We start from the raw sequence: 24932 nt of genomic DNA on the forward strand, positions 1-24932 counted from the left end.
CCCGCGCTCCCGGACCGGTTCGACGCAACCCGCGTCTGGAGCCGCCGGTCGAGCGCGGGTCGTGACTGTCCGATTTCCGGTTTCGCGAGGCTTAGAAACGACGCTCGTTCTCTTCAGCGAGCATTTGCAGGGCATCGGAGTCAGGTTGATAGGACTTTGTTTTCTCAGACCACGTGTAGGTAACGCCGATGGTGCGGTCGGCGATGACGGCAATGGGCTCGGCACATTCGTCGCCCTCCTTCGGATCGTCGTGGAGGCTGACTTCGACGTAAATCGCGGGTTTGCCGCTTGGAACTGCGTCTTTGACCGAAACACCCGTTTGTTGCTGGCGCCAGAGGCCGCAAAGCGATTCCGAAAACGTGAAGACATCGTCGACATGAAGGAGTTCCTCCGGTGTCGCGAGATAGAGGCTCGTGATTCGGTAGTGCTGGGATGAGTTGGAGTGGGTATTGTCGATGACAATCAACGCCGTCCTGTCATCGACGAGCCGCGTATCGCCTGATATCCCTGTCTGCCGATCAAGACCGACATTCACTATATCGCCTAGCACGGGCGTTTCTCCGGCGAGCGTGTAGAGGGCGAGTGACGCTGGCGCATCGGGTTGTCCATCCGGCTCGCCGAAATCCAGGAAAATGATCACCGCCTTCTCGCCTGCGAGGTGCATGACTTCGGCTTTGCTGACTTGCAGCCCCTCCGGCCACGCCTCGTCCACATCCAGTTCCTCCGCCATGGTGGGGGCGATCGTGTTTCCCCGCCAGCCTCCAGACGTCGCTTCCAAATCCGGTACCACCGCGCGAGCGAGATCCAGGAAAGTGGTGGGGGTCTGTGGTGATACAGGGTCGCTCAGAGCGGACATCCGCCAGATGTCGCCCGCAGCGGCTGTTGCGGCGACAAGGGCAAGAGCGCCCGCCAGAAGCGATCGCGGCAGAATGTGCATTTGGAGCCTCCAGAGTTCAGTCTAGCCGAAATCGCCGAATGGCGTCGAGCGGTTGTGACAAATGCGTCACGGCAAGCCCGAAGAAATTCGAGCGGCCGTGGAACCTTCGGAACCTTACCCCTGCGTTCATGAGTTATGGCGGTGGTGATAGACACCTGCCCCGCGATCGGGGTTCGCACACAGTCTCAGGGGAGATACCGAATGTTCAAGAAATTGCTCACGACGTCCACCGCGATAGTGCTTCTGTCCACCGGCGCCGCTTTTGCTGCGGACGCGATCTATGAGGTGCCTGAAGCTCCGGCGGCAACGATAGAAACGCCCGTCGTGTTCTCATGGGCTGGCGGCTATGTCGGTGTCGAAGGCGGTTACGGCTGGGGTGACGCCGATGTCGATGGCTTTGGCTCTGACGGATTCGACGGCGGCCGCTTTGGCGGCTTTGTCGGTTACAACTGGGAATTCGGCAACAGCGTTATCGTCGGTCTCGAAGGAAACGTAGATTACGATTGGAACGACGGTTCCGTCGCGGGCGCCGATTTCGAAACGGGCTTCAACGGCGGCATTCGCGGTCGCGTCGGTTACGCAATGGACCGGGCGCTGATCTATGCGGCTGGCGGCTGGACGGCAACCGATGCAAACCTCGACACCGGTGCCGGCGAAGACAGTGAGACGATGCATGGCTGGACGATTGGCGCAGGCGTAGACTACGCGTTCACCGACCGCATGTTCGGCCGGCTTGAGTACCGCTACAACGACTATGGCGACAAGGATATCGGCGGAACCAACGTCGATTTCAGCCAGCACGTGGTCAATGTCGGTCTCGGCGTGAAGTTCTAAGAATCGCTGACAGACCCGTCGTGACACGTCCGGCCCCTTTGTGGGCCGGACTTTTTTGTCTTTATCCCGGTCAAAACCGGCGCTTCAAATGACCGGATTTGGCATCTGTCATTTTGTTATGTTGTAAAACTGTAACTATACGTTTCTCCTTGTGCGCATAGCAGCTCCAATTCCCTTTCTTTGATTTGAATCAAACGTTTGAAGGCTCGCTCCCCGATAGTCGACGCGGCTCTGCCAAATCTGACATCTAGGAGAGAACAATGAGCAAGACATGGAGCACGCGCCTTGGAGCGCTGGCCGCAACCACCATACTGACGCTTACTGCGCAGGTCGCGCCGGCGGCGGACCTCGCGCCGCTCACCCCGGCGGAAGAGGCGGCCGTGGCGTCGTTGAGCCCCTGGCAGATCCGTGTCCGCGGGCTCGGCGTCATCACCAATGACAGTGGCAGTCTGGACGGCGTGCCAGGTTCCGACCTTTCCTATAGCGATACGGTGATCCCTGAACTGGACATCACCTACTACTTCACTGACAACATCGCTGCCGAACTGATCCTTGGCACCACCTATGCCAACATCAGTGGCGAAGGATCAATCGCTGGCCTCGGCAAGATCGGTAAGACCTGGGTTCTGCCGCCGACGCTGACGCTTCAGTACCACTTCACCGACTTCGGTGCTTTCAAACCCTATGTGGGTGCCGGCATCAACTACACGATGTTCTACAACCAGTCCGGTTCGGCCGTGGATGACATCGACGTCAAGGACACATTCGGTGCGGCCTTGCAGGTCGGTTTCGACTACATGCTCGATGAGCACTGGGGTGTGAACTTCGACGTGAAGAAGATCTTCCTCGAGGCCGACTACGAGGCCACCAGCGGCGGCGCTCCCTTGAGCGGCAAGGCCAAGCTCGATCCCTGGCTGATCGGCGGCGGTGTCACATACCGGTTCTAGAAAGCGATATGGGGAGCCTCGGGCTCCCCATATTTTTTCGGCAGTCGTTCAGGCCGAAATGTCGATGACGCCGCAATCGCCGGCGTCTGACGCATATGCCAGCAACTTGCCCGTCGAACTCCATCCCATCGACGTGATCGCACCTTTGCCTGGACGACGCAAAAGCACCTCCTTGCCGTCGGCGATGCGAACCGCGAGGATCATTCCGTCGATAAAACCAATGGCGAGGATTTCCTCCGCCGGATGGAAAGACACGTCCGTGACCATGATGTTGGCGCGCGTTCCCAGTTCGAGCGGCGCCTTGCCCATCGGGCCGTCCTTGCCGGAAAAAGGCCAGACGATCGCGGCCGGCGCACCTGAGGAGGCGAGCCACTTGCCCTTGGGCGACCAGGAAACGGATTTCACCTTCGCCGGATAGCCGGTCATACGCATGTGGCGGGCGTCCGCGCCGGATTTGCCGTCCAGCTTCCAGCCATGCAGCGCATTTTCCTGCATCGTCGTGACGATGAAGCGCCCGTCGGGTGAGAATGTGACGCCGGTATGCGCTCCCTTCCACTCAAGATCGATCGGTGCGCCGGAGGTGCCGACCCAGTGAAGGGTGACGCCGTTGTAGCGCGCCAGCGCAATGCGCAGACCCTTGGGCGCGAAATCAATCGCTTCGACGGTCCGCTGCTCGGTGAACTCCTTCGTTGTGCCGTCTGCAAGACGAACGAAGGCTGTCTTGCCTTGCGCATACGCGACCGCACCCTGCGGACCGGTGGCGACGACGGAGATCCATTTTCGAGGCAGATGCGCGAGCTCGGTGATGCTCCCGTCGTGCGCGATCCGCAAAACCTTGCCGTCCTCGCCGCCCGTGACGAGAGTCTGGTTGGCAGGATCCTTCACGCAGGCGAGGATGCCTTCGTGTGCTTCGGTCACCTTTTCTCCGCCGTCCAGACGGTGAATGGTTCCGCTGGCGGCCGCGAAAACCGGCATGTCACCAAGGAAGGTCGCCGCGACGACGTGACCTTCTATATCGAGAGGCGCAACCGATGGCATCAGGCGGTGGCCTCGCAGGCCTTGAAACTTGCTTCCAGCTTTTCGCGATCAAGTTCGCGCCCGATGAAGACCAGGCGGCTCTCACGCTTCTCGTTTTCCTTCCAAGGGCGCTGATGGTCGCCTTCGACGATCATATGAACGCCCTGGACGACATAGCGCTCTTCGTCTCCCTTGAAGGCGATGATGCCTTTAAGACGAAGGATATTCGGTCCCTGCGTCTGGGTAACCTTCTGGATCCAGGGGAAGAAGCGGTCCGGATTCATCTCGCCACCACGCAGCGATACGGAGGTCACCGTGACGTCGTGAATGGCGGACGGTCCATGGTCGTGATGGTGGTGATGATCATGGTCGTGGTGGTGATGATGATCGTGATCATGGTGATGGTCATGACCGTGATGATGGTGATCGTGATCGCAATCGGGTCCGCAGACGTGATCCGGGTCGTCGTGATCCAGGAAATGCGGATCGTTTTCGAGAGCGCGCTCGAGGTTGAAGGCACCCTGATCCAGAACCTTGGCCAGATCGACGCCCGAACGGGTCGTGGAGTAGATGCGGGCCGAGGGGTTGATGGCGCGGACGATGTCCTCGATCTGGTGGAGCTGGTCGTGGCTGACGAGGTCGGTCTTGTTGATGACGACCACGTCGGCGAAGGCGATCTGGTCTTCGGCTTCGCGGCTGTCCTTCAGGCGGAGCGGCAGGTGCTTGGCGTCGACGAGTGCCACGACGGCATCGAGTTCCGTCTTGGAGCGGACGTCATCATCCATGAAGAAAGTCTGCGCGACCGGAACCGGGTCGGCGAGGCCCGTGGTTTCAACGATAATGCCGTCGAAGCGGCCGGGGCGGCGCATCAGGCCTTCGACCACGCGGATCAGGTCGCCGCGGACTGTGCAGCAGACACAGCCGTTGTTCATTTCGTAGATTTCCTCGTCCGACTCCACGATCAGATCGTTGTCGATTCCGATCTCGCCGAACTCGTTGACGATGACGGCATATTTCTTCCCGTGATTTTCGGAAAGAATCCGGTTCAGGAGCGTGGTCTTGCCTGCTCCGAGATAGCCGGTCAGAACGGTCACGGGAGTGGGTTTTGCAGCAGCAGCTTCGGTCATCGGAAACCTCGACGAAAGGGGAGTTACGGCAGTGCGCCTGTAATGGTGTTACCGTCATATAGGCGCTGGCTTGCGTCAGTTCAAAGGCTTTCTGCCGGTCTTCGGCGTTCCCGTGTTTGACACTCCGGGTTCCTTACCCTATCGACGCTCAAGATGCCGTTTGGTCGTTGCGTGCGACATTTTCTTTCAGCGGATTTGCGAGCGACATGTCGAAAAGCTCCGTTCTTTCCCGTCTCGCGAATCTCCCTGAACGGCTAGGCGAGATGATCACGGGTCGCCGGGACGGCATGAAGGCGCTGCTGGCCTTCACGCGCTTCAGCGGCGTGATCCGGCATGACCCCCGCCAATATGATCGCCAGCAGCGCGAACTGATCCTGCTCGGACGTCTTCTTCTGACATTTCTGCGGTCGCCGATGATCTCCCTGGCGCGCGATGTGGCGATGTTGGCGGAAGGCCTCGGCGACGAACGCACGTTCGCTGCGATGATGCGCCGTGCGATTGCCGATGCGGGACGTTTGGAAACACGTCTCCGGCAAAAGCCTGGAAGCGCCACGCTGCTCGTGGATTTCCATATCTCGCTCATGGACTTTGATGCCGCAAAGCGCGTCATTGGGACTATCCGTGATACGCGTCCTGAGCTTGCGAACCAGTTGTCGCAGCGTGTCGCCGACCTCGAGGTCGAATGCAAGCCTTGGCGGGATGTCGTAGACGCTGCGTGTGCATCGCTGAGGCGACGTTTACAGGGAGGCGCAACACCCCTTCAGGAGAGGCTGACCGTTCATGTGCCCGTGGCAGCCTTCCGCATGAATCACCGCGATTATCCGGGGTTCAGGGAGGACATCCGCCGGTCGTTCCGGCAGATCATCTCGGTTCTGCGTGAAAACGGCACGTCCTACTCGGTCGAGATGAGGGTCGCCAAGCACGGCGCTTTGGCTGATGAGGGAGCGTTTATCGCCTACCATACCGTCGGTGGCGAGGGACGAGGTCTCCACGTCAAGGAAACCGATCGCCGGAGCCACTTCAGCGGCGACACCGGTGGCTATTCGGGCTGGAGCGCCTTCAGCGATACGCCACTGCCGCCGGCTGACGCTTTCGGCCCCGCGGCGGTGGCAGCCTTCATCTCCTCCGAACGGGAGCAACTGATCGCCGGAAACCAGTCCAAATATGTCCAGCCTGAGACCGGGCCGGAGCGACCGGCGGGGCAATATGTCTTCGTCGCCCTGCAGGTCATCGACGATGCGGTCCAGCGGCAGGCGGCACTGCATATGTTCGACATGCTGGAGGAGGTCAGTCGGGCCTGTGCGGCCAGAGGGATAGCGGTCGTCGTCAAGCGCCATCCGCTCTGCCGGTCGGCGGCTGTCCGTTTCGTCTTGTCCAAGGGCGTCAAGCAGGGACTGTTTTCGCTGAGCGACGGCTCTATTCACGGTCTTATCCAGGGCTCTTGCGCGGTCTGCGTGATCAATTCCGGCGTCGGTGCCGAGGCGCTTCTGCATGGCAAGCCCGTCTACACATTCGGGCGGGCGGAGTACCAGGCGGCGACGTTCCGGATCAGGGAACGCGGCGAGTTCGCGCGTCTGTTTGTTCCGGACCGGCTGCCGGCGCCGGCGGAGCGGATCGAGGCGCTGCTTTATGCACTGCGCCACAGCTACGCGACGGACGTGCGGACCGAAGACGAAGCCTTGGCTTTCTGGCGGGACAGACTGAGCGGAGTGCTCGGCAAAGGCTAGCCTTCACCGGTCGAAGAGCGTGATGTCGAAGCGGTGCACGTCGTCAAGGAGCGCCAGGAGACCGGCTACCGCGTGGGCGATGAGCGCCTCGCCCTTTTCTGCCGTTGCGGCGGATGCGTCGCCTGCCGCGCCTTCAGGATTGAGATCCGACATCTTCCATCCGAAGGCGTGGGGACCGTAGGCGCGGAGATGGACAAAGTCCTCGATGAAGCGGCTTTGCCGGGAGGTGAAGTTGCCGGCCTTCGACATGACGACCTTCTCAGGGTGGAGAGCGAGCATGACCGAGGTTTCGATATCGCCGGCGTGGATGTCGATGGCCTTGCGTTCCGCGACAATCACGTCGTCAGGCACGCCGAACCGGGTCCAGCTGGTCGCTACCACCAGCATGTCGAAGCGAACCCGCGCTTCCGTGGCGACAATCGTCAGCAGGGGGGAGTTGCCGCCATGTGCGTTCAGCAGGACCACCTTGCGAATGCCTTGGCGCGCCAGATCGGCAAGGATCCCAAGCCATCGATGACAGGCCTCGTCGAAGGGCAGGGTTCGGGTCCCATCCACATCCATGTGTTCGATCGAATAGCCGACGGGTTCAACCGGGAGAAACGTGGCGGGTATGGATTCGGGAAGAGCTTCAATCAGGCGATCAACGATTCCGGCCGCGATGAGCGTGTCCGTCTCGAACGGCAGGTGGGGTCCGTGCTGTTCGTGGGCTCCCAGCGGCAGCACTGCGATCCACTCGCTCCGTTCTGATCTCGGGAGTGCCGGGTCGTTCTCGGAAAATGCGCGTTCGGGACGTACCATGGAATTGTTGCTCCGGCTTTGACTGGTATGCATGGCCTGTCTTAGATGGTGCGGACTGCGGCGAATGCCGGCGAGCGGCGGGGTGAACAATGTCGAAAAAGGACAAGGGCGACAAGAAGGGCAAGGCCAAGAAAAAGGCGGCGCTCGACGAAAGGATCGGCGACCTCGGGCCCGTGATGATCCACGCGGCGCGGGCGATGCGGACGCGGTTGTCGCGCAATCTGGCCGAAAGCGGCCTCTATGCCGGCCAGGACGGGGTGATCCAGGCTCTGGCGGAGGAGGAGGGGCTGACGACCGGCGCTCTTGCCCAACGGCTTGGCGTCAAGGCGCCGACCATGACCCGCACGATCGGGCGTCTGGAGGCGCAGGGCTTCGTGGAGCGGCGCGCCGATCCCAAGGACGCCCGCCTGACGAAGGTGCATCTGACGCCGGCAGGCACCGATACCCTTTCCAAGATTGAGCGCGCGACGCAAGAATGCAGTCTGCAGGCTGTGCAGGGCCTGTCGGGCAAGGACGTGAAACTTCTGGTTCGGCTCTTGCAGAGCGTCGAGGACAATCTCCAGCAACAGTCCGAATGAGAAACGAAAACAGTTGCATCGGAGAATTAAACTATTTAATTAAACGGTTTAATCGCGGTAGACGCGGGAGAGGGGACAAGCCCGACGGAGGAATCGTGGCGCAAAAGGTCAAGTTGTCGACGATTGCCGAGTCTCTCGGTCTTTCCACTGCAACCATATCGCTCGCGCTGCGCGACAGTCCTCTGGTGGCCGTGGACACCAGAGAAAAGATCAAGGAGCAGGCCCGGGCCCTCGGCTATATCTACAATCGCCGGGCCGCCAGCCTAAGAACCTCCAGATCAGGTATTATCGGTGTCGTGGTTCATGACATCATGAACCCTTTCTATGGCGAGATCCTGAAGGCCATCGAAAGCGAACTCGATCGCAGCCGGCACACGTTCATCCTCTCCAACCATTATGACTCGGTCGAAAAGCAACGAACGTTCATCGAGACCTTGCTGCAACTCGGTGGCGATGGCGTGATCATGTCACCGGCGATCGGGACGCCGGCGGAGGATGTGATGCTGTCCGAGCAGAACGGCATGCCTGCCATCCTCGTGGCCCGATCGATGGAGGGCGTGGACCTGCCGATCTATCGTGGTGACGACAGCTACGGGATATCACTTGCTACCAATCACCTGATCGGACTGGGCCACCGGGTGATCGCCTTCATTGGCGGCACGGACCTGACCTCGACCGGCAGGGATCGATACCAGGGCTACGTAAACGCGCTGCGCAAGGCCGGTATCGAGGTCGATCCCAACCTGCGAATTCCCGGCCCGCGCACCAAGCAGGGCGGTTTCGAGGCCGCGGTCCATTTCCTGTCGCTGCCGCAAAAGCCGACCGCCGCCGTGTGCTGGAACGATCTCGTTGCGATCGGGTTGATGAACGGTATCGCCCGCGCCGGGCTGGTGCCCGGACAGGATATTTCCGTGACCGGCTACGACGATCTGGAAGAGGCATCCATCGCCACACCGGCGCTGACGACGGTCTGGAACGGTCAGGCGGAGGTCGGGCGGCTTGCTGCCCGTGCTTTGCTCGACAAACTCGCCGGCAGCCACGAGCCGGACGGTATCCATCTGATCAAGCCGGAGATGCGCATTCGCCAGTCGACCGGCCCCATGCGACGTTGAAAAGAAGACTACGAGGAAGACTGATGACGGAAACGCCGACCATTCTCGTGCCCGGACGGGTGCACCCGCGTGTCCTTGAGCGATTGCAGGAGCGCTTCGAGATCGTCACGGCACCGGCGGGTACCGATTTCATGCTCGGGGACGACGAGGCAAGGCGCATCAAGGGCATGGCATCCTTCAACTTCGCTCCTGCCTCCTGGATCGAGAAGCTGCCAAGTCTCGAAATCATCGCGAATTTCGGGGTGGGTTATGATGGCGTTGATGCCAAGGCCGCCGCGTCCCAAGGCGTGGTCGTCACCAACACACCCGACGTCTTGAACGATGAAGTTGCCGATACCACGATCGCGCTGTTGCTCAATACGGTTCGCAGGTTCCATGCTGCGGAAAGCTGGCTGCGCGACGGTCGCTGGGAGAGCGAGGGCGCCTTTCCGCTGTCGCCGCTGTCGCTGAAGGGACGTCATGTCGGTCTGTACGGCCTCGGCCGAATCGGCATTGAGATCGCGCGCCGGCTCGAGCCATTCAAGGTCGCAATCAGCTATCATACTCGCAGCCCGCGGACGGATGTCAGCTATTCCTACCAGCCAACTCTTATCGATCTGGCCAAGGTGGTGGACACGCTGATCTGCATCGTGCCGAAGACGCCAGAAACCCACAAGGCCATCGATGCGGAGGTTTTGGCGGCGCTTGGTGAGAACGGGGTTCTCATCAACGTCGGTCGTGGGTGGTCCGTTGACGAGGATGCGCTGGAAGCGGCCTTGAGGGAGGGAACGATCGCCGCTGCCGGGCTCGATGTGTTCCAGGACGAACCAAAGGTGCCGAAGGGGTTGATCGAGCTGTCGAATGCGTCGCTCTTCCCGCATGTGGCATCGGCGTCGGTGCCGACGCGCAACGCCATGGCGGATCTGGTGGTCGACAACCTCATCGCCTGGTTCGACACTGGAAAACCTATCACGCCCGTACCAGAGACGCCTGTCTCGAAGGTCTGACCATCCTCCAGTTTTCGGCAAGTTCCGGAGCGCACACTCTGCTTCATGGACGATGGGCAGGGGGCATTCATGGGACTTCGTGGTGTCGTTGCTTTGAGCTCGATTTCGGGAGCGGGGCTAGCAGCCGTCGTTACGCTTCCGTTTCTCTCTCAGCGCCAGGATTGGCCGGATGATTTCGTCTCGGCGTCGATTCCACCGCAACTGGCCGCCGGGCTGGCATCACCGCCAGCGCGGTTTTCGGTCACCAACCTGAGCGATATGACGGTGTGTCTGGTCGATCGGGGCGGCGCATTGACCAGCCGCAGCCGCAGCTTCGAGGCCGGACAGGATTGCGGCGCCGTCTGGCCCGGCCTCGTTCAGGCCGCGAACTGGATCGAGAACGGCGACGGAACGGTGACGTTGTCAAACGGCAACGGCGAAGTGGTGCTGACGCTCGGTCGTGGGCACGGCTTCAGCTACGAGTCGCTGGATACCGACGGAGCCAGTCTGGCCTGGCTCCTGTTGCCCTGACTTTCAGGCGGCTGCCCGCATTCCGGCATAGTCGCGCACGGCATCCCCAAATGCCTGGAACAGGGAGCGGGACGGACGGTCGGTTTCCGCCCAGTATTCCGGATGCCATTGCACGCCAATCGCGAAGCCCTTGGCATTGATAACCGACACGGCCTCGATCGTGCCGTCGTCTGCGATCGCTTCGACCTGCAGGCCTGGGGCCGTTTTCGAAATCGCCTGGCGGTGGAGCGAATTGACTGCGACTCTTCCCGTGCCGAGATAACGCGCGATGCAGGAGCCCTCGGCGATGATAACGTCCTGACGAATGGAGAAGGCCGTGTCGCGATCGACATCCGCAGGTTTGCGATGGTCCCAGACGCCCGGCTGCTCCTGGATTTCGGTCGCGAGCGTACCCCCGAGCGCGACATTCAGCTCCTGGATGCCACGGCATATCGCCAGCAGCGGAATGCCTCTCTCGATCGCGCGCCGGATCAGGGGGAACGTGGTCGCATCGCGGGCGGGATCAAAGGGCCCATCTTTTTCAGATGCTTCGGCACCATAGAGAGTCGGGTGGACATTTGTCGCTGAACCGGACACCAGAAGCCCATCGACGCGATCGAGAATCGCGTCCGCGTCATTGCCCTCGACGAAAGCCGGAATGATGAAGCTCATCACGTCCGCGACCTTAAGCGCCGCCTTCACATACTGGTTCTGTGCCGCGTGCCATGTCGTGCCATCGAATTCGCGAATGTCGGCTGGTACTGCGATAATCGGTTTGGACATAGATGGCTCCGATTGGGGACGATGTCTTTTCTCATTCCATCCGCGAGCCCAAGTCAACGAAATTCGTTTGGCCTTGCCCGCTGGTGCCCCAACTTGGCGGATGTTAACGCCAGTTGTTCGAGGACACCCTTCTTTAGTCGAAAGTCGTCTGGTTCAAAGCTTGAAACGCTTTGAACGGCATGGTTATCTCGCCTTACTCCCCTGGTATTTCGCAGAGAGGCAGGGGTAACCATGATGGGAGGTTTAATTCATGGATCGTCGTTCATTCATTAAGAAGGCCGGAGTCGCTGGCGCCGGCGCTGCCGCGTCCACCGTGCTTGCAGCACCTGCGATCGCGCAGGAAAACCCCAAGATTACCTGGCGCCTGACGTCGTCGTTCCCGAAGTCGCTGGACACGATTTTCGGTGGTGCTACCGATATCTCTGAACGCGTCGCTGCCGCGACCGACGGCAACTTCAATATCCAGGTGTTTGCCGCCGGCGAAATCGTTCCCGGCCTGCAGGCCGTGGATGCCGTGGCCGCTGGCACCGTCGAGGCGGCGCATACCACGTCCTACTATTTCTGGGGCAAGGAGCCGACGTTCGCAATCGGCACTGCACTGCCGTTCGGTCTCAACGCGCGCATGTCGAACGCCTGGTTCAACCAGGGCAACGGCAACACGCTCATGAACGAGTTCTATGCCACGCAGGGTCTTTACGGTCTTCCGGCTGGCAATACGGGCGTTCAGATGGGCGGCTGGTTCCGCAAGGAAATCAACACGGTCGACGACCTCAAGGGCCTGAAGATGCGTATCGCCGGCCTCGCTGGTAAGGTGCTTGAGAAGGTTGGCGTCGTGCCGCAGCAGCTTGCGGGTGGCGATATCTATCCGGCCCTTGAAAAGGGCACGATCGATGCGGCCGAATTCGTCGGCCCTTATGACGATTCGAAGCTCGGCTTCCACAAGGTCGCCAAGTACTACTACTACCCGGGTTTCTGGGAAGGCGGACCGGTCGTTCATGGCTTCTTCAACCTGGAGAAGTTCAATGAACTGCCAAAGCATTACCAAGCGATCCTCACGGACGCTTGTGCCTACGCCAATACCAACATGATGGCGAAATACGACGCCAAGAACCCGGCGTCGCTGAAGCAGCTGGTGTCCGAGGGCACCGTGCTGCGTCCGTTCAGCCAGGAAATCATGGAAGCCTGCTATCAGGCTGCAATTGGCATCTACGCCGAGCTCTCCGCGCAGAGCGAGTTCTTCAAGAAGACCTACGAAGACCAGCTCGCGTTCAAGAAGGACGCGTACCTCTGGGCTCAGCTCGGCGAGTACACCTTCGACACGTTCATGATGATCCAGCAGCGGGCGGGCAAACTCTAACGGTTCCTCTGTTTGAAGACTTCGGGGCCCGCGCATCGCGCGGGCCTTTTTTGTCCCGCGACGGCAGTCAAGAAAAACGGCGCTCGATGGCGCCGTCCTTCAGGTCGGACATCATCTGTGCCAGCTACTGGATAACGGGCGGCTGGCTGAGGTCGAGAGCCGGCGCCGCCGGAGTTGCTGGTGCAGGGGCAGTACCTCCGAGATCGAGGGGCGGCAGGCCTATGGCGGGCGCCTGTTGGCCGTTGCCACCCTCAGAGCCAAGGGGGGGCAAGCCGAAGGCCGGCGCTCCTCCGGCGCCATCTGAGCCGAGAGGCGGCAACGACATTCCGTTGCCTTGTCCGAAGCCCGGGATTTCGATCTGCACATCGTTCGGATCGACGGTCGGCGCGTCGCCCTTGTACCGCAAGACGAGGTCCGGGAAGGCGATCACAACCAGAATCATGATGAACTGGATTATGATGAAAGGGAAAACGCCCTTGTAGATATCGATCGTTCTAACGCCGTCCATCATGCGGCCGGTCACCTTGTCCTTCCAGGCGGAGGGTGGGGCGACGGAGCGCAGGTAGAACAGAGAAAAACCAAACGGTGGTGTGAGGAACGAGGTCTGCAGGTTGATGCCGAGGATCACTCCGAACCAGACCAGATCGATCCCGAGCTTGTCGGCCACCGGCGCGAGAAGCGGAACCATGACGAAAGCGATCTCGAAGAAATCCAGGAAGCAACCGAGGATAAAGACGATGATCGTGACAACGATGAGGAAGCCGTACTCACCGCCCGGCAGCGCCGTCAGCAGTTCCTCGATCCACACATTGCCGTTGATGCCATAGAACGTCAGGCCGAAAACGCGGGCGCCGATCAGGATCATCATCACGAAGGCGGAGAGCTTGGTGGTCGCGTCGAGCGCGTTCTTCATCACGGCCATCGACAGCCGCCCCTTGGCGGCCGCCAGCACGATGGCACCAGCCGCGCCCATGGCGCCGCCTTCCGTGGGTGTCGCGATGCCGAGGAAGATTGTGCCGAGCACCAGAAAAATCAGAGCCAAAGGCGGAATGAGAACGATGATCACCTGCTGTGTCAGGCGGGAGATGAGATTGAGATTGAGTGTGCGGTTGGCGATGGCGACCACATAGACAGTGAGAACTGCAAAGGCCAACGCAGCGACGAGCTGCCACTCGGGGCTTTCTATACCGGTGAAAAGCACGTTGTGGCCGAGGAAATAGAGGCCGATCGCAATGAGCAGCATGACGATAAGCGATGTCACGCCGCCGCCGAGTGTTCGAGCCTCCAGCGGGAGGGCCGGTGCCCAATGCGGCTTCACCATCGTGACGGCAAAGATATAGGCGCAGTAGGCGAAGACGATCATGATCGCCGGATAAAGCGCGCCGACATACATGTCGCCGACCGAACGTCCCAGCTGGTCGGCCATCACGATCAGGACGAGCGACGGCGGAACGATCTGTGCCAGTGTGCCAGACGCGGCGATCGTTCCCGATACGAGCGGCTTGTTGTAGTGGTACCGCAGCATGATGGGCAGGGAAATGAGGCCCATCGCCATCACCGATGCCGCGACCACGCCGGTCGTGGCACCGAGCAGCGCACCCACCAGGATGACCGCATAGGCAAGGCCGCCGCGGATCGGGCCGAAAAGCTGGCCGACCGTGTCGAGCAGATCCTCCGCCATACGGGAGCGCTCCAGGATCAGTCCCATAAGCGTGAAGAAGGGGATCGCCAACAGGGTATCATTGTACATGATGCCGTAGATGCGATCCGGATGCGACTGCAACAGCGGCCAGAAGAGCCGGATCTCCGGGGAGATCGTCGACAGTTCCACGCCGAGAGCGAAGTAGATGAGACCGCCCGCCGCGAGCGTGAAAGCCACCGGATAGCCAAGCAGAAGCATCAGCATCACGGTGGTGAACATGATGGGTGCGAGATTGTGGGCAATGAAATCAATCATGTCACTGCCCCGCCGTTTCGGCTGCGCTTTTGTCCGCAGCGTCTTCGTCCAGCACGCCAGCAAGCACCGCTGCGCGCTTGATGATCTCCGAAACCGCCTGGGCGCTCAGGAGCAGGAATCCGACCAAGACCGCTGCCTTGGCGGGCCAGACGATCAAGCCACCAGCGCTCGAGGAAATCTCACCGATATTGTAGGAATTCCAGAACCACGGCCATGCAAGCCATGCCATGAGAAAGGAGAAGGGGACCAGAAAGATGATATGGAGCACCAGGTCGATCCAGTTTCGCGTCCTCCTGGACCAGTTGTTCGAGAGGATATCGATCCGGATGTGCTCGTTCTTCAGCAGCGTATAGGCGGAAGCAAGCATGAAGACAGTGCCGAACAGGTACCACTGCAGCTCCAGAAACGCGTTTGACGACATGTCGAACATTTTTCTGATGATCGCATTTCCGGCACTGATGAGAACGGCAGCCAAAAGCAGCCAAGATACCCACCTGCCTATTGCGCCGTTGATTGCATCAATCACCCGGCTCAGCAGCAATAAAGCCCGCATTGTTTTCTCCCTGACGCACCCCTTTGTCCATAGAGCAAGGCCAAACGCCTTGCAACCAAACGGGTCTCCGTCTTTCGGGCTACATTTGTCTTTCGTCAAATATGTCTCGCCCTGAACCAGCAGCGCGTCTGGATGCCATCGTGTGCCAACGACGTTGGTCTGTCCTCCGTTGCTGTGGGGGCTGCTCCAGAACACGACATGATTTGGCCTCGTGGGCGGTGGATCAGCAGGATCGTTAAAAATCTCACGACGCTGGAAAGCCGACCTTAAAGCGTTTGGTCTAATCGACAGGGTGATCGGGAGACCACGCTATGAAGGTTCGCAACACGATCGCGACGCCGAAAGAGGTTCAGCTCTCTCTCGTCAGTTCGTTGTTCGACAACAGCAGTACGTTGTTGAAGGGCATGGTCGTCCATATCCTGGCCTATGCGGTCGTCTTCCACAAAACGGGCGACCCGATCTATCTCCTTGTTTCTCTCGCGTTCATGATCGTTTTCGCCAGCCGGATTTTGTTGTTCCGGCGGTTCGCGAGAGCGGACAAATCGACGCTGACGGTCGCGGATATACGCCGCTGGGAGATCCGTTACGTGATCGGAGCTGCGTCGACCGCAGCGGTCCTGGGCATCGGATGCGGCTATTCCATCTTCGTCTACGAAGATACCTTCGTCGAGCTCGCGTCTGTTGCCGTTGCCATGGCCTCTATGGTTTCGGTTGTCGGGCGGAACTATGGGTCACGACTTGCCGTCAACCTGCAGACTTTCGCCTGCTGTGCACCGATCATCGTGGGCGCGTTCCTCGCGAACGATCCATACAAAGCGGTGCTCTCGGCAATGCTCATACCTTTCATGCTGACGACGGAGGCTATGGCCAAGAGCTTGCGCGAGTTCCTGCACGAGAATGTCGTGGCATCCCGGGACATGAAGACGATTGCCGACCGTTTCGATACGGCGCTCAACAACATGACCCATGGTCTTATCATGCTCGATACCGAAAACCGCATTCAGGTGATCAATCGCAAGGCTTGCGAGCTGCTGCATCTTGGCGAGCGGAACCGGCTGAAAGGATATGACCTGGATGTGGCTTTGCGATACGGCGTCCGACATACCGTTGTTGGCGGATCGCTGCCCGGCATGATCCAGAGACAGCTGACGCAACTGATGGACGGCTCGCTCTCGAGAGCCGTCATGACCTTCTCCGATGATCTCGTGCTGGAGTTTTCCGCCAGCCGTCGTCCCGAAGGTGGCGTGGTTCTGATCTTCGAGGATGTCACCGCGCGAGCGTCGGCGGAGCGCAAGATACTGCACATGGTCAGGTATGACAGCCTGACCGGCCTGCCGCAGCGCAATCATTTCGCGGAACTGGTCGCAGAGCGCGTGTCCGAACAGGAGGACATCGCCGCCGCAGCGCTGCTGCTGCTGGACGTCGACGGTTTCCGACATGTCAACGATACCAAAGGCTATACGGCCGGTGACCGCCTGCTGGTCGCAATCGGACAACGGCTGCAACAGCTCGCCCACGGCGAGGTTGTCGGTCACCTGGTTGGGGACCAGTTCATCGTCTTTGGAACGAACCGCGACGGGCTCGATAGCCTAATCGAGCGGCTCAGACGCATCCACGCCGACCTCTGCGGTGCCTACGAGCTCGACGGCATGAGTTTCCGCGTATCGTTCAGCGCGGGGTGCATGGCCGTCGATCCCGCCGTTGCCTCCATGGAGGAGTGGCAGATCAAGCTTGATCTTGCTCTCTTCGAATCGAAGTCTCGGGGAGGGGGCCGGCTGACCTTTTTCGCGGAGGAAATGGATGCCCGCTATGTCGAGCGCCAGAGACTTCAGGACGATCTTCGCGACGCAATCGAGAACGGGGCACTGTCTGTCGCCTATCAGCCGATGTTCCTCCCAGACGGTAGCCGCATCGCCTGCTGCGAGGCCTTGGCGCGCTGGATTCATCCAACGAAGGGTTCCATTCCGCCGAACATCTTCATCCCTTTGGCGGAAGATATGGGTATTGCGGCCCACGTGACCCACCTGATCGTCGATACCGCCTGTCATGCCGCCGCGGCATGGCCGGAGAATGTGGCGGTCTCGGTCAATCTTTCGGTCCAGGATCTTCGAACCGACACTATCCTCCAAGTCGTGCGAGACGCGCTTTCAAGGTCGGGCCTTTCGGCAAGCCGCCTCCATCTCGAGATCACCGAGACCAGCCTGATCGAGGAGCTCGCAACCGCGAGGTCTATTCTGGAGGCGTTGCGGGCGATGGGCATCACTATCGCCATCGATGATTTCGGGACCGGCTTCTCCAGTTTGAGCTACCTCGATTCGCTGCCTGCTGACGTCGTCAAGATCGACCGGTCTTTCGTCAGGAACATCACGGGTGACTCGCGGCGTCTCAAACTCCTCGAAGGTATCGTCAATCTGTCGCGCCAGCTCGATCTGAAAATCGTGATCGAGGGCGTCGAATCGAAGGAGCAACTGGCCCTCATCAATCAGCATCGCTGCGCCGACCTCATCCAGGGCTATGTTTATTCTACCCCGCAATCCGCCGAGGACATCTCGAACCTGCTCGAACGAACCAGGAAGAAGGGACGCGGCGGACGCGCGTATGTGGCTTAACGCAATGTGGATGCTGTCGTCGGCGTTGCTGTTGGCTCAGGAGCCGATTGCGCTCTGCGCCGGCTTTGTGTAATTCAGAAACACTGCGGGGCGACCGATGTCGTCACGACCGGAAAACTCCAGATAGCCCGGGCCGGGTCATCTGATGGCGAGGGAGAATGATGATGAGCGAACACCACACGGGCCCCGTCGAAACCGGCGCGCCGATGAACTATGCCGAGCACGAGAAGACGTATGACTTCTTCATCGCCGGCACCAAGTATGGAACGGCGATCCTGATCGCACTTCTCGTCGCGATGGCAGCGGGCTTCTACACGGCAGCCGGCTTCTTCGGCGGCATCATCGTCTTCATCGTGCTGTCGATCATCGGCGTTTTCTTCATGCGGTGATCACCGCATCGTCAAGGCCAAGAAAAAGCCGGCGGTGACGCCGGCTTTTTTGTGTCGCGAGATGGACGGACTAAGCGCTTCGCAGGCGCGCCAACCCTTGTTGTGCCGGGACATACTTGGGGTCGAGGCCCAGCGCATGGGAATAGGACTTCATCGCACGCGCTTTGTCGCCCCGGCGTTCATAGATCAGGGCCTGATTCGCCCACGATTCAGCGAGGCGCTGATTGAGCTCGATGGCGTGGTTGAAATCGGCGAAGGCGTTTTCGTCGTCGTTCAATGCGACATAGGACACGCCGCGACCGTTGTAGGGTTCCGGCGAGCTCGGAGAGAGCGAAATCGCCTTGGAGAAATCCTCGATCGCCTTGGCGTGCTGGCCGCGCAGCTGGAAGATCAGGCCCCGATTATGATAGGCGCGACCGTCGGTCGTATCGAGCTGGATTGCCCGGTTGAAATCGGTGAACGCCTCGTCGATACGTCCAGCCTGGCGATAAATGTTGCCACGGCCGATATAGGCAACGTCGTAGTTCGCATTGAGCTTCAGCGCCGAATTGTAGTCGTTTGCCGCTTCGACCGGCTGGCCCATGTTGCGATAGACGAGGGCGCGGTTCGCGTATGCCTGATAAAAGCGCGGATTGAGTTGAAGCGCCCGGTTGAAGTCCTCAAGCGCCTTGCGGAACTCTCCGGCGCGGCCATAAGCCGATCCGCGCACGTTATATCCCTCGGGGTCCTGCGGATTGGCGTTGATGACGGCTGTCAGCGACGCAATGTTTTCCTCGGATCCCTGGGCGCGGTCGATGCGGATGACGTCCGTCGTTGACGGCGTGGACTGGCAGCCTGCCAGACCGATCGCGATTACTGCAGTGCAAAGCACGGTGCGAAATCCGGTGACCGATGCGGCCCTATGGGAAGTCACGAGGGGAAGGTACGTCATCAGAGCCATTGCCAGGCGCGCTTTCCGTCTAGTCTTTTCCGCCACGAGGGCCGACATGAACATTATACTTGAAGGGCGGCAGCGACACAGTCGCAACCGCCCTTACAACATCGGAAAACGTCGAAAAAACGACGAATTAACGGCCGGTACGACCTGCGCTGACGAGACCTTCGCGCTGTGCGCGCTTACGGGCCAGCTTGCGAACGCGACGAACAGCTTCGGCCTTTTCACGGGCACGCTTCTGAGACGGCTTTTCGTAGTAGTCCCGCATCTTCATTTCACGGAAGATGCCTTCGCGCTGCATCTTCTTCTTGAGGGCGCGGAGCGCCTGATCAACGTTGTTGTCGCGGACAAGTACCTGCACGTCTAATCCCGTTCCTTTGGTTGGTTGCAATTCCGTGTCACAATGGCGACAGACGGATGTATCAATAAATTCCGCTCGCGAGACATTCCTGCCCACGATTTGGCAGGCGGGATAGCAGATCAGCAGGGTCAAGTCCAGATGCCGGCGGCGGCCAAACGAAAAAAATAGGGTGCAGCGCCGGTTTTTCCCTCGGTGTCGAAAGCGGGTGGCAATGCGTCGCAAAACGGACTTCGCGACACTGCTTGATTTGCGACTGCTATCGACATACCCAAGTGCCGAAACCACAGGAGTTTTAAGGCGAATGCGCAAATATTCGGTTTTTGCCGTGGCCCGCGAGGCACTGCGCGCCCACAAGGGGTGGGGAGCTCAATGGGCCTCGCCCGAGCCGCGGTCGTCCTATGATGTGATCATCATCGGCGGTGGTGGGCATGGTCTCGGCGCGGCTTACTATCTGGCCAAGGAACACGGCATCACCAATGTGGCCGTTCTCGAAAAGGGTTGGATTGGCGGCGGCAATACCGGCCGAAACACGACGATCATCCGGTCCAACTATCTCTACGAAGAGAGTATGGACATCTACGAGCATTCGCTGAAGCTCTGGGAAAACCTGTCGCAGGAATTGAACTACAACGTCATGTACTCCCCGCGCGGTGTCATGATGCTGTCGCACAATATCCACGACAAGCAGTCATTCATGCGCCACGTCCATGCCAACAATCTCTATGGCATCGACAATGAATGGCTGACGCCGGAGCAGGCCAAGGCCTTCGTGCCCGTACTCGATATCTCGAAATCGGCACGTTATCCGATCAACGGTGCCGCTCTGCAGCGTCGCGGTGGAACGGCCCGTCACGATGCCGTTGCCTGGGGATATGCCCGCGCGGCATCCGACCGTGGCGTGCACATCATCCAGAACTGCGAGGTCAAGGCGATCCGCCGCGGCCCGAACGGCGAGGTGACCGGTGTCGAAACCAGCAAGGGGTTCATCGGCGCCAAGAAGATCGGCGTATCCGCCTCGGGCCACAACTCGATGATCATGGAGATGGCAGACGTCAAGCTGCCCCTGCATTCCAACCCGTTGCAGGCTCTGGTGTCCGAGCCGATGAAGCCGATCTTCCCATGCGTCGTGATGTCCAACTCGGTTCATGCCTACATCTCGCAGTCTGACAAGGGCGAATTCGTCATTGGCGCCGGTACAGACCAATACAATTCCTATTCGCAGACGGGCGGCCTGCAGATCATCACGCACACGCTTGACGCCATCTGCGAGTTGTTCCCGATGTTCCGTCGCGTCAAGATGATGCGCCAGTGGGGCGGTATCACCGACAACACGCCGGATCGATCCGCGATCCAGAGCGTCACACCGGTTCCGAACCTGTTCGTCAACGCAGGCTGGGGCACCGGCGGCTTCAAGGCGACGCCCGGTTCCGCGCATCTCTTTGCGCATCTTATCGCCCGTGGAGAGCCGCATCGCCTTGCCGAAGGGTTGACGCTGAAGCGCTTCGAGACCGGCAGACTGATCGACGAAGCCGCCGCGGCGGCCGTTGCGCACTGATTGAAGGAAGATACACAAGATGTTCCTGATTAGATGTCCGTATTGCGAGGAAGAGCGCTCCGAGCTCGAATTCCGCGGAGCCGGAGAGGCGCACATCGCGCGCCCAACGAATATTGCCGAAATCTCGGATACCGAATTCGCAGACTATTTCTTCCTCCGCGACAACCCGAAGGGCCTGATCTTCGAACGCTGGCGCCATATTCATGGCTGCGGCCGGTTCTTCAATGCGGCCCGCGATACCGTCAGCGACAAGATCCACTTCACTTACAAGGCCGGAGAGCCGATGCCTGACGCTGAACGGCTCGCTGCTGCGGGTGTCGTAACGGGAGCGACGAAATGAGCGGAGCCAATCGTATTCCCGGCAAAGGTCGCCTGACGCCGGCCAGAACCGCGCGCTTTACCTTCGACGGCACCAGTTACACGGCGATCGAGGGCGATACCGTTGCCTCGGCGCTGATCGCCAACGGCGTTCATCTGACCGGTCGCTCTTTCAAGTATCATCGGCCGCGCGGCATCCTGACAGCGGGTCCGGAAGAGCCGAACGCGCTGCTTGACGTGTCGCGCGATGCCGCGCGTCGGCAGCCGAACGTGCGTGCGCCGGTGCAGGAAGTCTTCGACGGCATGATCACGACGTCGCAGAATCGCTGGCCGTCGCTGTCGCTTGACATTGGCGCGATCAACGACGCCTTCTCGATGTTCTTCGCCGCCGGCTTCTACTACAAGACCTTCATGTGGCCGAAGGCTGCGTGGCACAAACTTTATGAGCCCTTCATCCGCCGCGCCGCCGGCCTTGGTGTGGCGCCGAAGGAGCCGGATCCGGATCATTATGCCAACCGCTACGCCCATTGCGACGTATTGATCGTCGGCGGCGGTGCGGCCGGTCTCGCGGCCGCTCTTGCTGCCGCCGAGGCCGGATCCAAGGTGTTCATCTGCGACGAGCAGCCGGAAATGGGTGGAGCCTTCCACCACGATATCGGCGCGATGGTCGATGGTCAGAACGGCTACGACTGGGCACAGGCCACCGCTGCAAAGCTGGCCGCGATGCCCAATGTCACCGTGCTGAACCGCACGACCGCGTTCGGCTACTATAACCACAATTTCGTGGCTCTGGCCGAGCGTGTCACCGATCACCTGGCGAAGCCGGAGAAGAACCAGCCGCGCGAGCGCCTCTGGCAGGTTCGCGCGAAGAAGGTCATTCTGGCGACAGGCGCGATCGAACGCCACATGGTGTTCGCGAACAACGACCGTCCAGGCATCCTGCTGGCGGCCGCCGGCCGGACCTATCTAAACCATTTCGGAGTCTCCGTCGGTGCCAAGGTCGGCGTCTACACGGCGCACGATTCGGCTTACGAAGCGGCCATCGATCTCAAAAAGGCCGGTGTCTCCGTCCCCGTGATCGTCGATTGCCGTGAAGCGCCGGGCGCGGATGTTCTGGCACAGGCTCGCTCGCTCGGTATCGAGGTTCTGACGGGGCACTCCGTCGTAGATACCTCGGGCCGCCTTCGGGTCAAGTCGATCAAGGTGCAGCGCAATGGCGGCGGTTCGGCGCGTACGATCGAGGTCGATGCGCTGCTGATCTCCGCCGGCTGGACGCCTTCGGTCCATCTCTTCTCGCAATCGCGTGGCAAGCTGAAATTCGATGCCGCGACCCAGCGCTTCCTGCCTGACATCTACGCTCAGGACAGCATCTGCGTCGGTGCCTGCAACGGTACGGACGACCTGCAGGCCGTTCTGGACGAGGCGTCTGCGGCGGGCTCCGCCATGGCCGCCTCTGCTGGTGCCACGGGTGCATCCGTTACCAAGCTCTCCGGCGCCAATGCATATGCCTGGACAGGCGGTATGATCGGCGCGGCCGAAGGTGCCGGTCCGGACGATGCCGTGAAGGCTTTCATCGACTTCCAGCACGACGTCTGCGCCAAGGACATCCGTCTGGCGGTGCGCGAAGGCATGCACTCGATCGAGCACATCAAGCGTTTCACCACGAACGGCATGGCGTCCGACCAGGGCAAGCTGTCGAACATGCACGGTCTCGCGATCGCGGCGGAGATGCTCGGCAAGGAAATCCCGCAGGTGGGTCTCACGACCTTCCGCGCGCCCTATACGCCGGTGACCTTCGGCACGCTCATCAACCACTCGCGTGGCGATCTCTTCGATCCGACCCGCAAAACGCCGCTCCACGCCCTTGAAGTGGCAGCCGGGGCGGACTTCGAGGATGTCGGAAACTGGAAGCGTGCCTGGTACTATCCGAAGCCGGGCGAGGACATGCACGCTGCCGTCAATCGCGAATGCAAGACGGTTCGCGAGATCGCCGGCGTCTTCGATGCGTCCACCCTCGGCAAGATCGAGGTGGTCGGTCCGGACGCGGCGAAGTTCCTGAACCTGATGTATACCAATGCATGGGACACGCTGAAGCCCGGCAAATGCCGCTACGGCATCATGACCCGCGAAGATGGCTTCGTCTATGACGACGGCGTTGTCGGGCGTCTGGCCGAGGACCGCTTCCACGTGACGACCACGACCGGCGGCGCGCCGCGCGTGCTGCATCACATGGAGGACTATCTCCAGACCGAGTTCCCGGAACTCAAGGTCTGGCTCACGTCCACGACCGAGCAATGGGCAGTCATTGCCGTGCAGGGGCCGAAGGCGCGCGACATCATCGCGCCGTTCGTCGAAGGCATCGATATCTCCAACGAAGCCTTCCCGCACATGAGCGTGGCCGAGGGCAAGTTCTGCGGCGTTCCGACACGGCTCTTCCGCGTCTCGTTCACCGGCGAGCTCGGCTACGAAATCAACGTGCCGGCCGATTTCGGGGCTTCGGTCTACGAACAGGTGTGGACGCGGGCCGAAAGCCTGGGCGCTTGCCAGTACGGCACGGAAACCATGCACGTACTGCGTGCCGAGAAAGGCTATATCATCGTCGGCCAGGATACAGACGGTACGCTGACGCCTGACGATGCCGGCTACGGCTGGGCGGTCTCCAAGAAGAAGGCCGATTTCGTCGGTATTCGCGGACTGAAGCGTCCGGACCTCGTTCGCGAGGGTCGCAAGCAACTGGTTGGCCTCAGGAGCAAGGACGGCAAATCCGTGCTCATCGAGGGTGCCCAGATCGTTGCCGATCCGAACCAGCCGAAGCCTATGACCATGCTCGGCCACGTGACCTCGTCTTACTGGTCGGAAGTACTTGGCCAGCCGATCGCGATCGCGATGATCGCGGGTGGTCGCGCTCGGATGGGCGAATTACTGTTCGTGCCGATGAAGGACAAGACGGTCGCCGTCGAGGTGACCGATACCGTCTTCTATGACAAGGAAGGAGGCCGCATCCATGGCTGACCAGATGGTAATCCGCAAGCCCGTTCTGCAGGGCCGTCGCGGGGGCTCGGCTTCGGTGCGGATCACGCCGGCGGAACCCGCTTCCCGCGTGTCGTTGCGCGCCCGCGAAGGCGAAGTGGCGGCTCTTTCCAAGTCGATTGGCGTCAAGCTGCCAGTGAAGCCGAAGACGTCCGCGGCAGCCAAGGGCCGGCTGGCGTTCTGGCTGGGTCCCGACGAATGGCTTCTGATCGACGAGACGGGTGGCGACCTGATGGGCGCCTGTGCGGCGTCGGGCGTCGTTCATGCGGCGACCGATGTCTCCCACCGCAACACCGGGATCCTGGTGTCTGGCCCGTCAGCCGAAGCCGTTCTCAACGCTGGCTGCCCGCAGGACCTGTCCCTCGCGGTCTTTCCGGTGGGTGCCGTGTCGCGCACGATTTTCGGCAAGATCGAAATCGTGCTCTACCGTGTCGATGAGGAGACGTTCCGCGTCGAGTGCTGGCGGTCCTTTGCCGATTATGCATTCGGCCTTCTGAACGAGGCTGCCGAAGAGGCACATTGAAAATAAGGCTA

23 protein-coding genes are annotated in these 24932 nt (G+C 60.5%); 14 read left to right on the forward strand and 9 right to left on the reverse strand.

From position 1 onward, the window contains the following. Positions 1–91 precede the first annotated feature (91 nt). Complete coding sequence (locus tag J5J10_RS20645; protein ID WP_211931554.1) at positions 92–937, reverse strand: hypothetical protein; 846 nt, start codon at positions 935–937, stop codon at positions 92–94. 201 nt (positions 938–1138) lie between these two features. Here J5J10_RS20645 and J5J10_RS20650 point away from each other — a divergent pair, with 201 nt between their 5' ends. Continuing rightward, complete coding sequence (locus J5J10_RS20650; RefSeq protein WP_208553981.1) at positions 1139–1771, forward strand: outer membrane protein; 633 nt, start codon at positions 1139–1141, stop codon at positions 1769–1771. 260 nt (positions 1772–2031) lie between these two features. Next, entirely contained in the window at positions 2032–2718 is a 687-nt protein-coding gene (locus tag J5J10_RS20655) for an OmpW family protein (RefSeq protein WP_211931555.1), read from the forward strand. 48 nt (positions 2719–2766) lie between these two features. On the opposite strand, the gene J5J10_RS20660 is transcribed toward J5J10_RS20655, so the two are convergent. Together J5J10_RS20660 and J5J10_RS20665 are read right to left on the reverse strand one after the other, a co-directional pair. Further along, on the reverse strand, positions 2767–3756 hold the full coding sequence (locus J5J10_RS20660; protein WP_211931556.1) for a WD40 repeat domain-containing protein: 990 nt from the start codon (positions 3754–3756) through the stop codon (positions 2767–2769). Then, complete coding sequence (locus J5J10_RS20665; protein WP_208553978.1) at positions 3756–4862, reverse strand: GTP-binding protein; 1107 nt, start codon at positions 4860–4862, stop codon at positions 3756–3758. Before J5J10_RS20665 ends, J5J10_RS20660 begins: the two co-directional genes overlap by 1 nt. A gap of 206 nt (positions 4863–5068) precedes the next feature. On the opposite strand from J5J10_RS20665, the gene J5J10_RS20670 reads away from it, so the two are divergent. Continuing rightward, entirely contained in the window at positions 5069–6589 is a 1521-nt protein-coding gene (locus J5J10_RS20670) for a hypothetical protein (protein WP_211931557.1), read from the forward strand. A 3-nt stretch (positions 6590–6592) separates the two neighbouring features. Here the strand turns inward: J5J10_RS20670 and J5J10_RS20675 are convergent, their stop codons facing one another. Continuing rightward, entirely contained in the window at positions 6593–7387 is a 795-nt protein-coding gene (locus J5J10_RS20675) for a creatininase family protein (RefSeq protein ID WP_211931558.1), read from the reverse strand. Between the two features lie 89 nt (positions 7388–7476). Between J5J10_RS20675 and J5J10_RS20680 the strand changes: the two genes are divergently transcribed. From J5J10_RS20680 to J5J10_RS20695, 4 genes are all read left to right on the forward strand, one after another. Beyond that, positions 7477–7965 (forward strand): MarR family transcriptional regulator, encoded by a 489-nt coding sequence (locus tag J5J10_RS20680; protein ID WP_208553975.1) that lies wholly within the window; start codon positions 7477–7479, stop codon positions 7963–7965. Between the two features lie 95 nt (positions 7966–8060). Further along, positions 8061–9077 (forward strand): LacI family DNA-binding transcriptional regulator, encoded by a 1017-nt coding sequence (locus J5J10_RS20685; RefSeq protein WP_208553974.1) that lies wholly within the window; start codon positions 8061–8063, stop codon positions 9075–9077. Positions 9078–9100: 23 nt separating this feature from the next. Beyond that, positions 9101–10063 (forward strand): 2-hydroxyacid dehydrogenase, encoded by a 963-nt coding sequence (locus tag J5J10_RS20690; protein WP_211931559.1) that lies wholly within the window; start codon positions 9101–9103, stop codon positions 10061–10063. Positions 10064–10132: 69 nt separating this feature from the next. After that, positions 10133–10573: a hypothetical protein gene (locus tag J5J10_RS20695; RefSeq protein ID WP_211931560.1), complete on the forward strand. Its 441-nt coding sequence runs from the start codon at positions 10133–10135 to the stop codon at positions 10571–10573. 3 nt (positions 10574–10576) lie between these two features. Here J5J10_RS20695 and J5J10_RS20700 read toward each other — a convergent pair whose 3' ends face one another. Then, positions 10577–11335, reverse strand: coding sequence for a gamma-glutamyl-gamma-aminobutyrate hydrolase family protein (locus tag J5J10_RS20700; protein WP_211931561.1), 759 nt, complete (start codon positions 11333–11335; stop codon positions 10577–10579). A 250-nt stretch (positions 11336–11585) separates the two neighbouring features. Between J5J10_RS20700 and J5J10_RS20705 the strand changes: the two genes are divergently transcribed. Further along, entirely contained in the window at positions 11586–12692 is a 1107-nt protein-coding gene (locus tag J5J10_RS20705; RefSeq protein WP_211931562.1) for a TRAP transporter substrate-binding protein, read from the forward strand. A 124-nt stretch (positions 12693–12816) separates the two neighbouring features. Here J5J10_RS20705 and J5J10_RS20710 read toward each other — a convergent pair whose 3' ends face one another. Together J5J10_RS20710 and J5J10_RS20715 are read right to left on the reverse strand one after the other, a co-directional pair. Further along, positions 12817–14649 carry a TRAP transporter large permease subunit gene (locus J5J10_RS20710; RefSeq protein WP_211931563.1) on the reverse strand — a complete coding sequence of 611 codons (1833 nt, stop codon included), beginning with the start codon at positions 14647–14649 and terminating at the stop codon, positions 12817–12819. Position 14650: 1 nt separating this feature from the next. Then, positions 14651–15202: a TRAP transporter small permease subunit gene (locus J5J10_RS20715; RefSeq protein ID WP_208554454.1), complete on the reverse strand. Its 552-nt coding sequence runs from the start codon at positions 15200–15202 to the stop codon at positions 14651–14653. Between the two features lie 311 nt (positions 15203–15513). Here J5J10_RS20715 and J5J10_RS20720 point away from each other — a divergent pair, with 311 nt between their 5' ends. Together J5J10_RS20720 and J5J10_RS20725 are read left to right on the forward strand one after the other, a co-directional pair. After that, positions 15514–17811, forward strand: coding sequence for an EAL domain-containing protein (locus J5J10_RS20720; RefSeq protein ID WP_211931564.1), 2298 nt, complete (start codon positions 15514–15516; stop codon positions 17809–17811). A gap of 164 nt (positions 17812–17975) precedes the next feature. After that, positions 17976–18200: an aa3-type cytochrome c oxidase subunit IV gene (locus J5J10_RS20725; RefSeq protein ID WP_208553967.1), complete on the forward strand. Its 225-nt coding sequence runs from the start codon at positions 17976–17978 to the stop codon at positions 18198–18200. A gap of 70 nt (positions 18201–18270) precedes the next feature. Here the strand turns inward: J5J10_RS20725 and J5J10_RS20730 are convergent, their stop codons facing one another. Together J5J10_RS20730 and rpsU are read right to left on the reverse strand one after the other, a co-directional pair. Next, positions 18271–19140 carry a tetratricopeptide repeat protein gene (locus J5J10_RS20730; protein WP_208553966.1) on the reverse strand — a complete coding sequence of 290 codons (870 nt, stop codon included), beginning with the start codon at positions 19138–19140 and terminating at the stop codon, positions 18271–18273. 127 nt (positions 19141–19267) lie between these two features. Further along, positions 19268–19495, reverse strand: coding sequence for a 30S ribosomal protein S21 (gene rpsU / locus J5J10_RS20735; protein WP_208554453.1), 228 nt, complete (start codon positions 19493–19495; stop codon positions 19268–19270). Between the two features lie 301 nt (positions 19496–19796). On the opposite strand from rpsU, the gene J5J10_RS20740 reads away from it, so the two are divergent. The 4 genes from J5J10_RS20740 to J5J10_RS20755 are packed head-to-tail and all read left to right on the forward strand — an operon-like array spanning position 19797 to position 24921. After that, entirely contained in the window at positions 19797–21050 is a 1254-nt protein-coding gene (locus J5J10_RS20740) for a sarcosine oxidase subunit beta family protein (protein ID WP_211931565.1), read from the forward strand. Positions 21051–21069: 19 nt separating this feature from the next. Continuing rightward, a complete protein-coding gene (locus tag J5J10_RS20745) occupies positions 21070–21390 on the forward strand; it encodes a sarcosine oxidase subunit delta (protein ID WP_208553964.1) in 321 nt (106 codons plus the stop codon). Then, positions 21387–24380 (forward strand): sarcosine oxidase subunit alpha, encoded by a 2994-nt coding sequence (locus J5J10_RS20750; RefSeq protein WP_211931566.1) that lies wholly within the window; start codon positions 21387–21389, stop codon positions 24378–24380. The genes J5J10_RS20745 and J5J10_RS20750 overlap by 4 nt, the downstream gene beginning before the upstream one ends. Then, the gene (locus J5J10_RS20755) at positions 24373–24921 is read left to right on the forward strand and encodes a sarcosine oxidase subunit gamma (RefSeq protein WP_211931567.1); all 549 of its coding nucleotides are present in this window, start codon (positions 24373–24375) and stop codon (positions 24919–24921) included. Before J5J10_RS20750 ends, J5J10_RS20755 begins: the two co-directional genes overlap by 8 nt. Positions 24922–24932: the final 11 nt, after the last annotated feature.

This window comes from Ciceribacter sp. L1K23, from assembly GCF_018122705.1.
In the GTDB taxonomy this organism is placed as follows: Bacteria; Pseudomonadota; Alphaproteobacteria; order Rhizobiales; family Rhizobiaceae; genus Allorhizobium.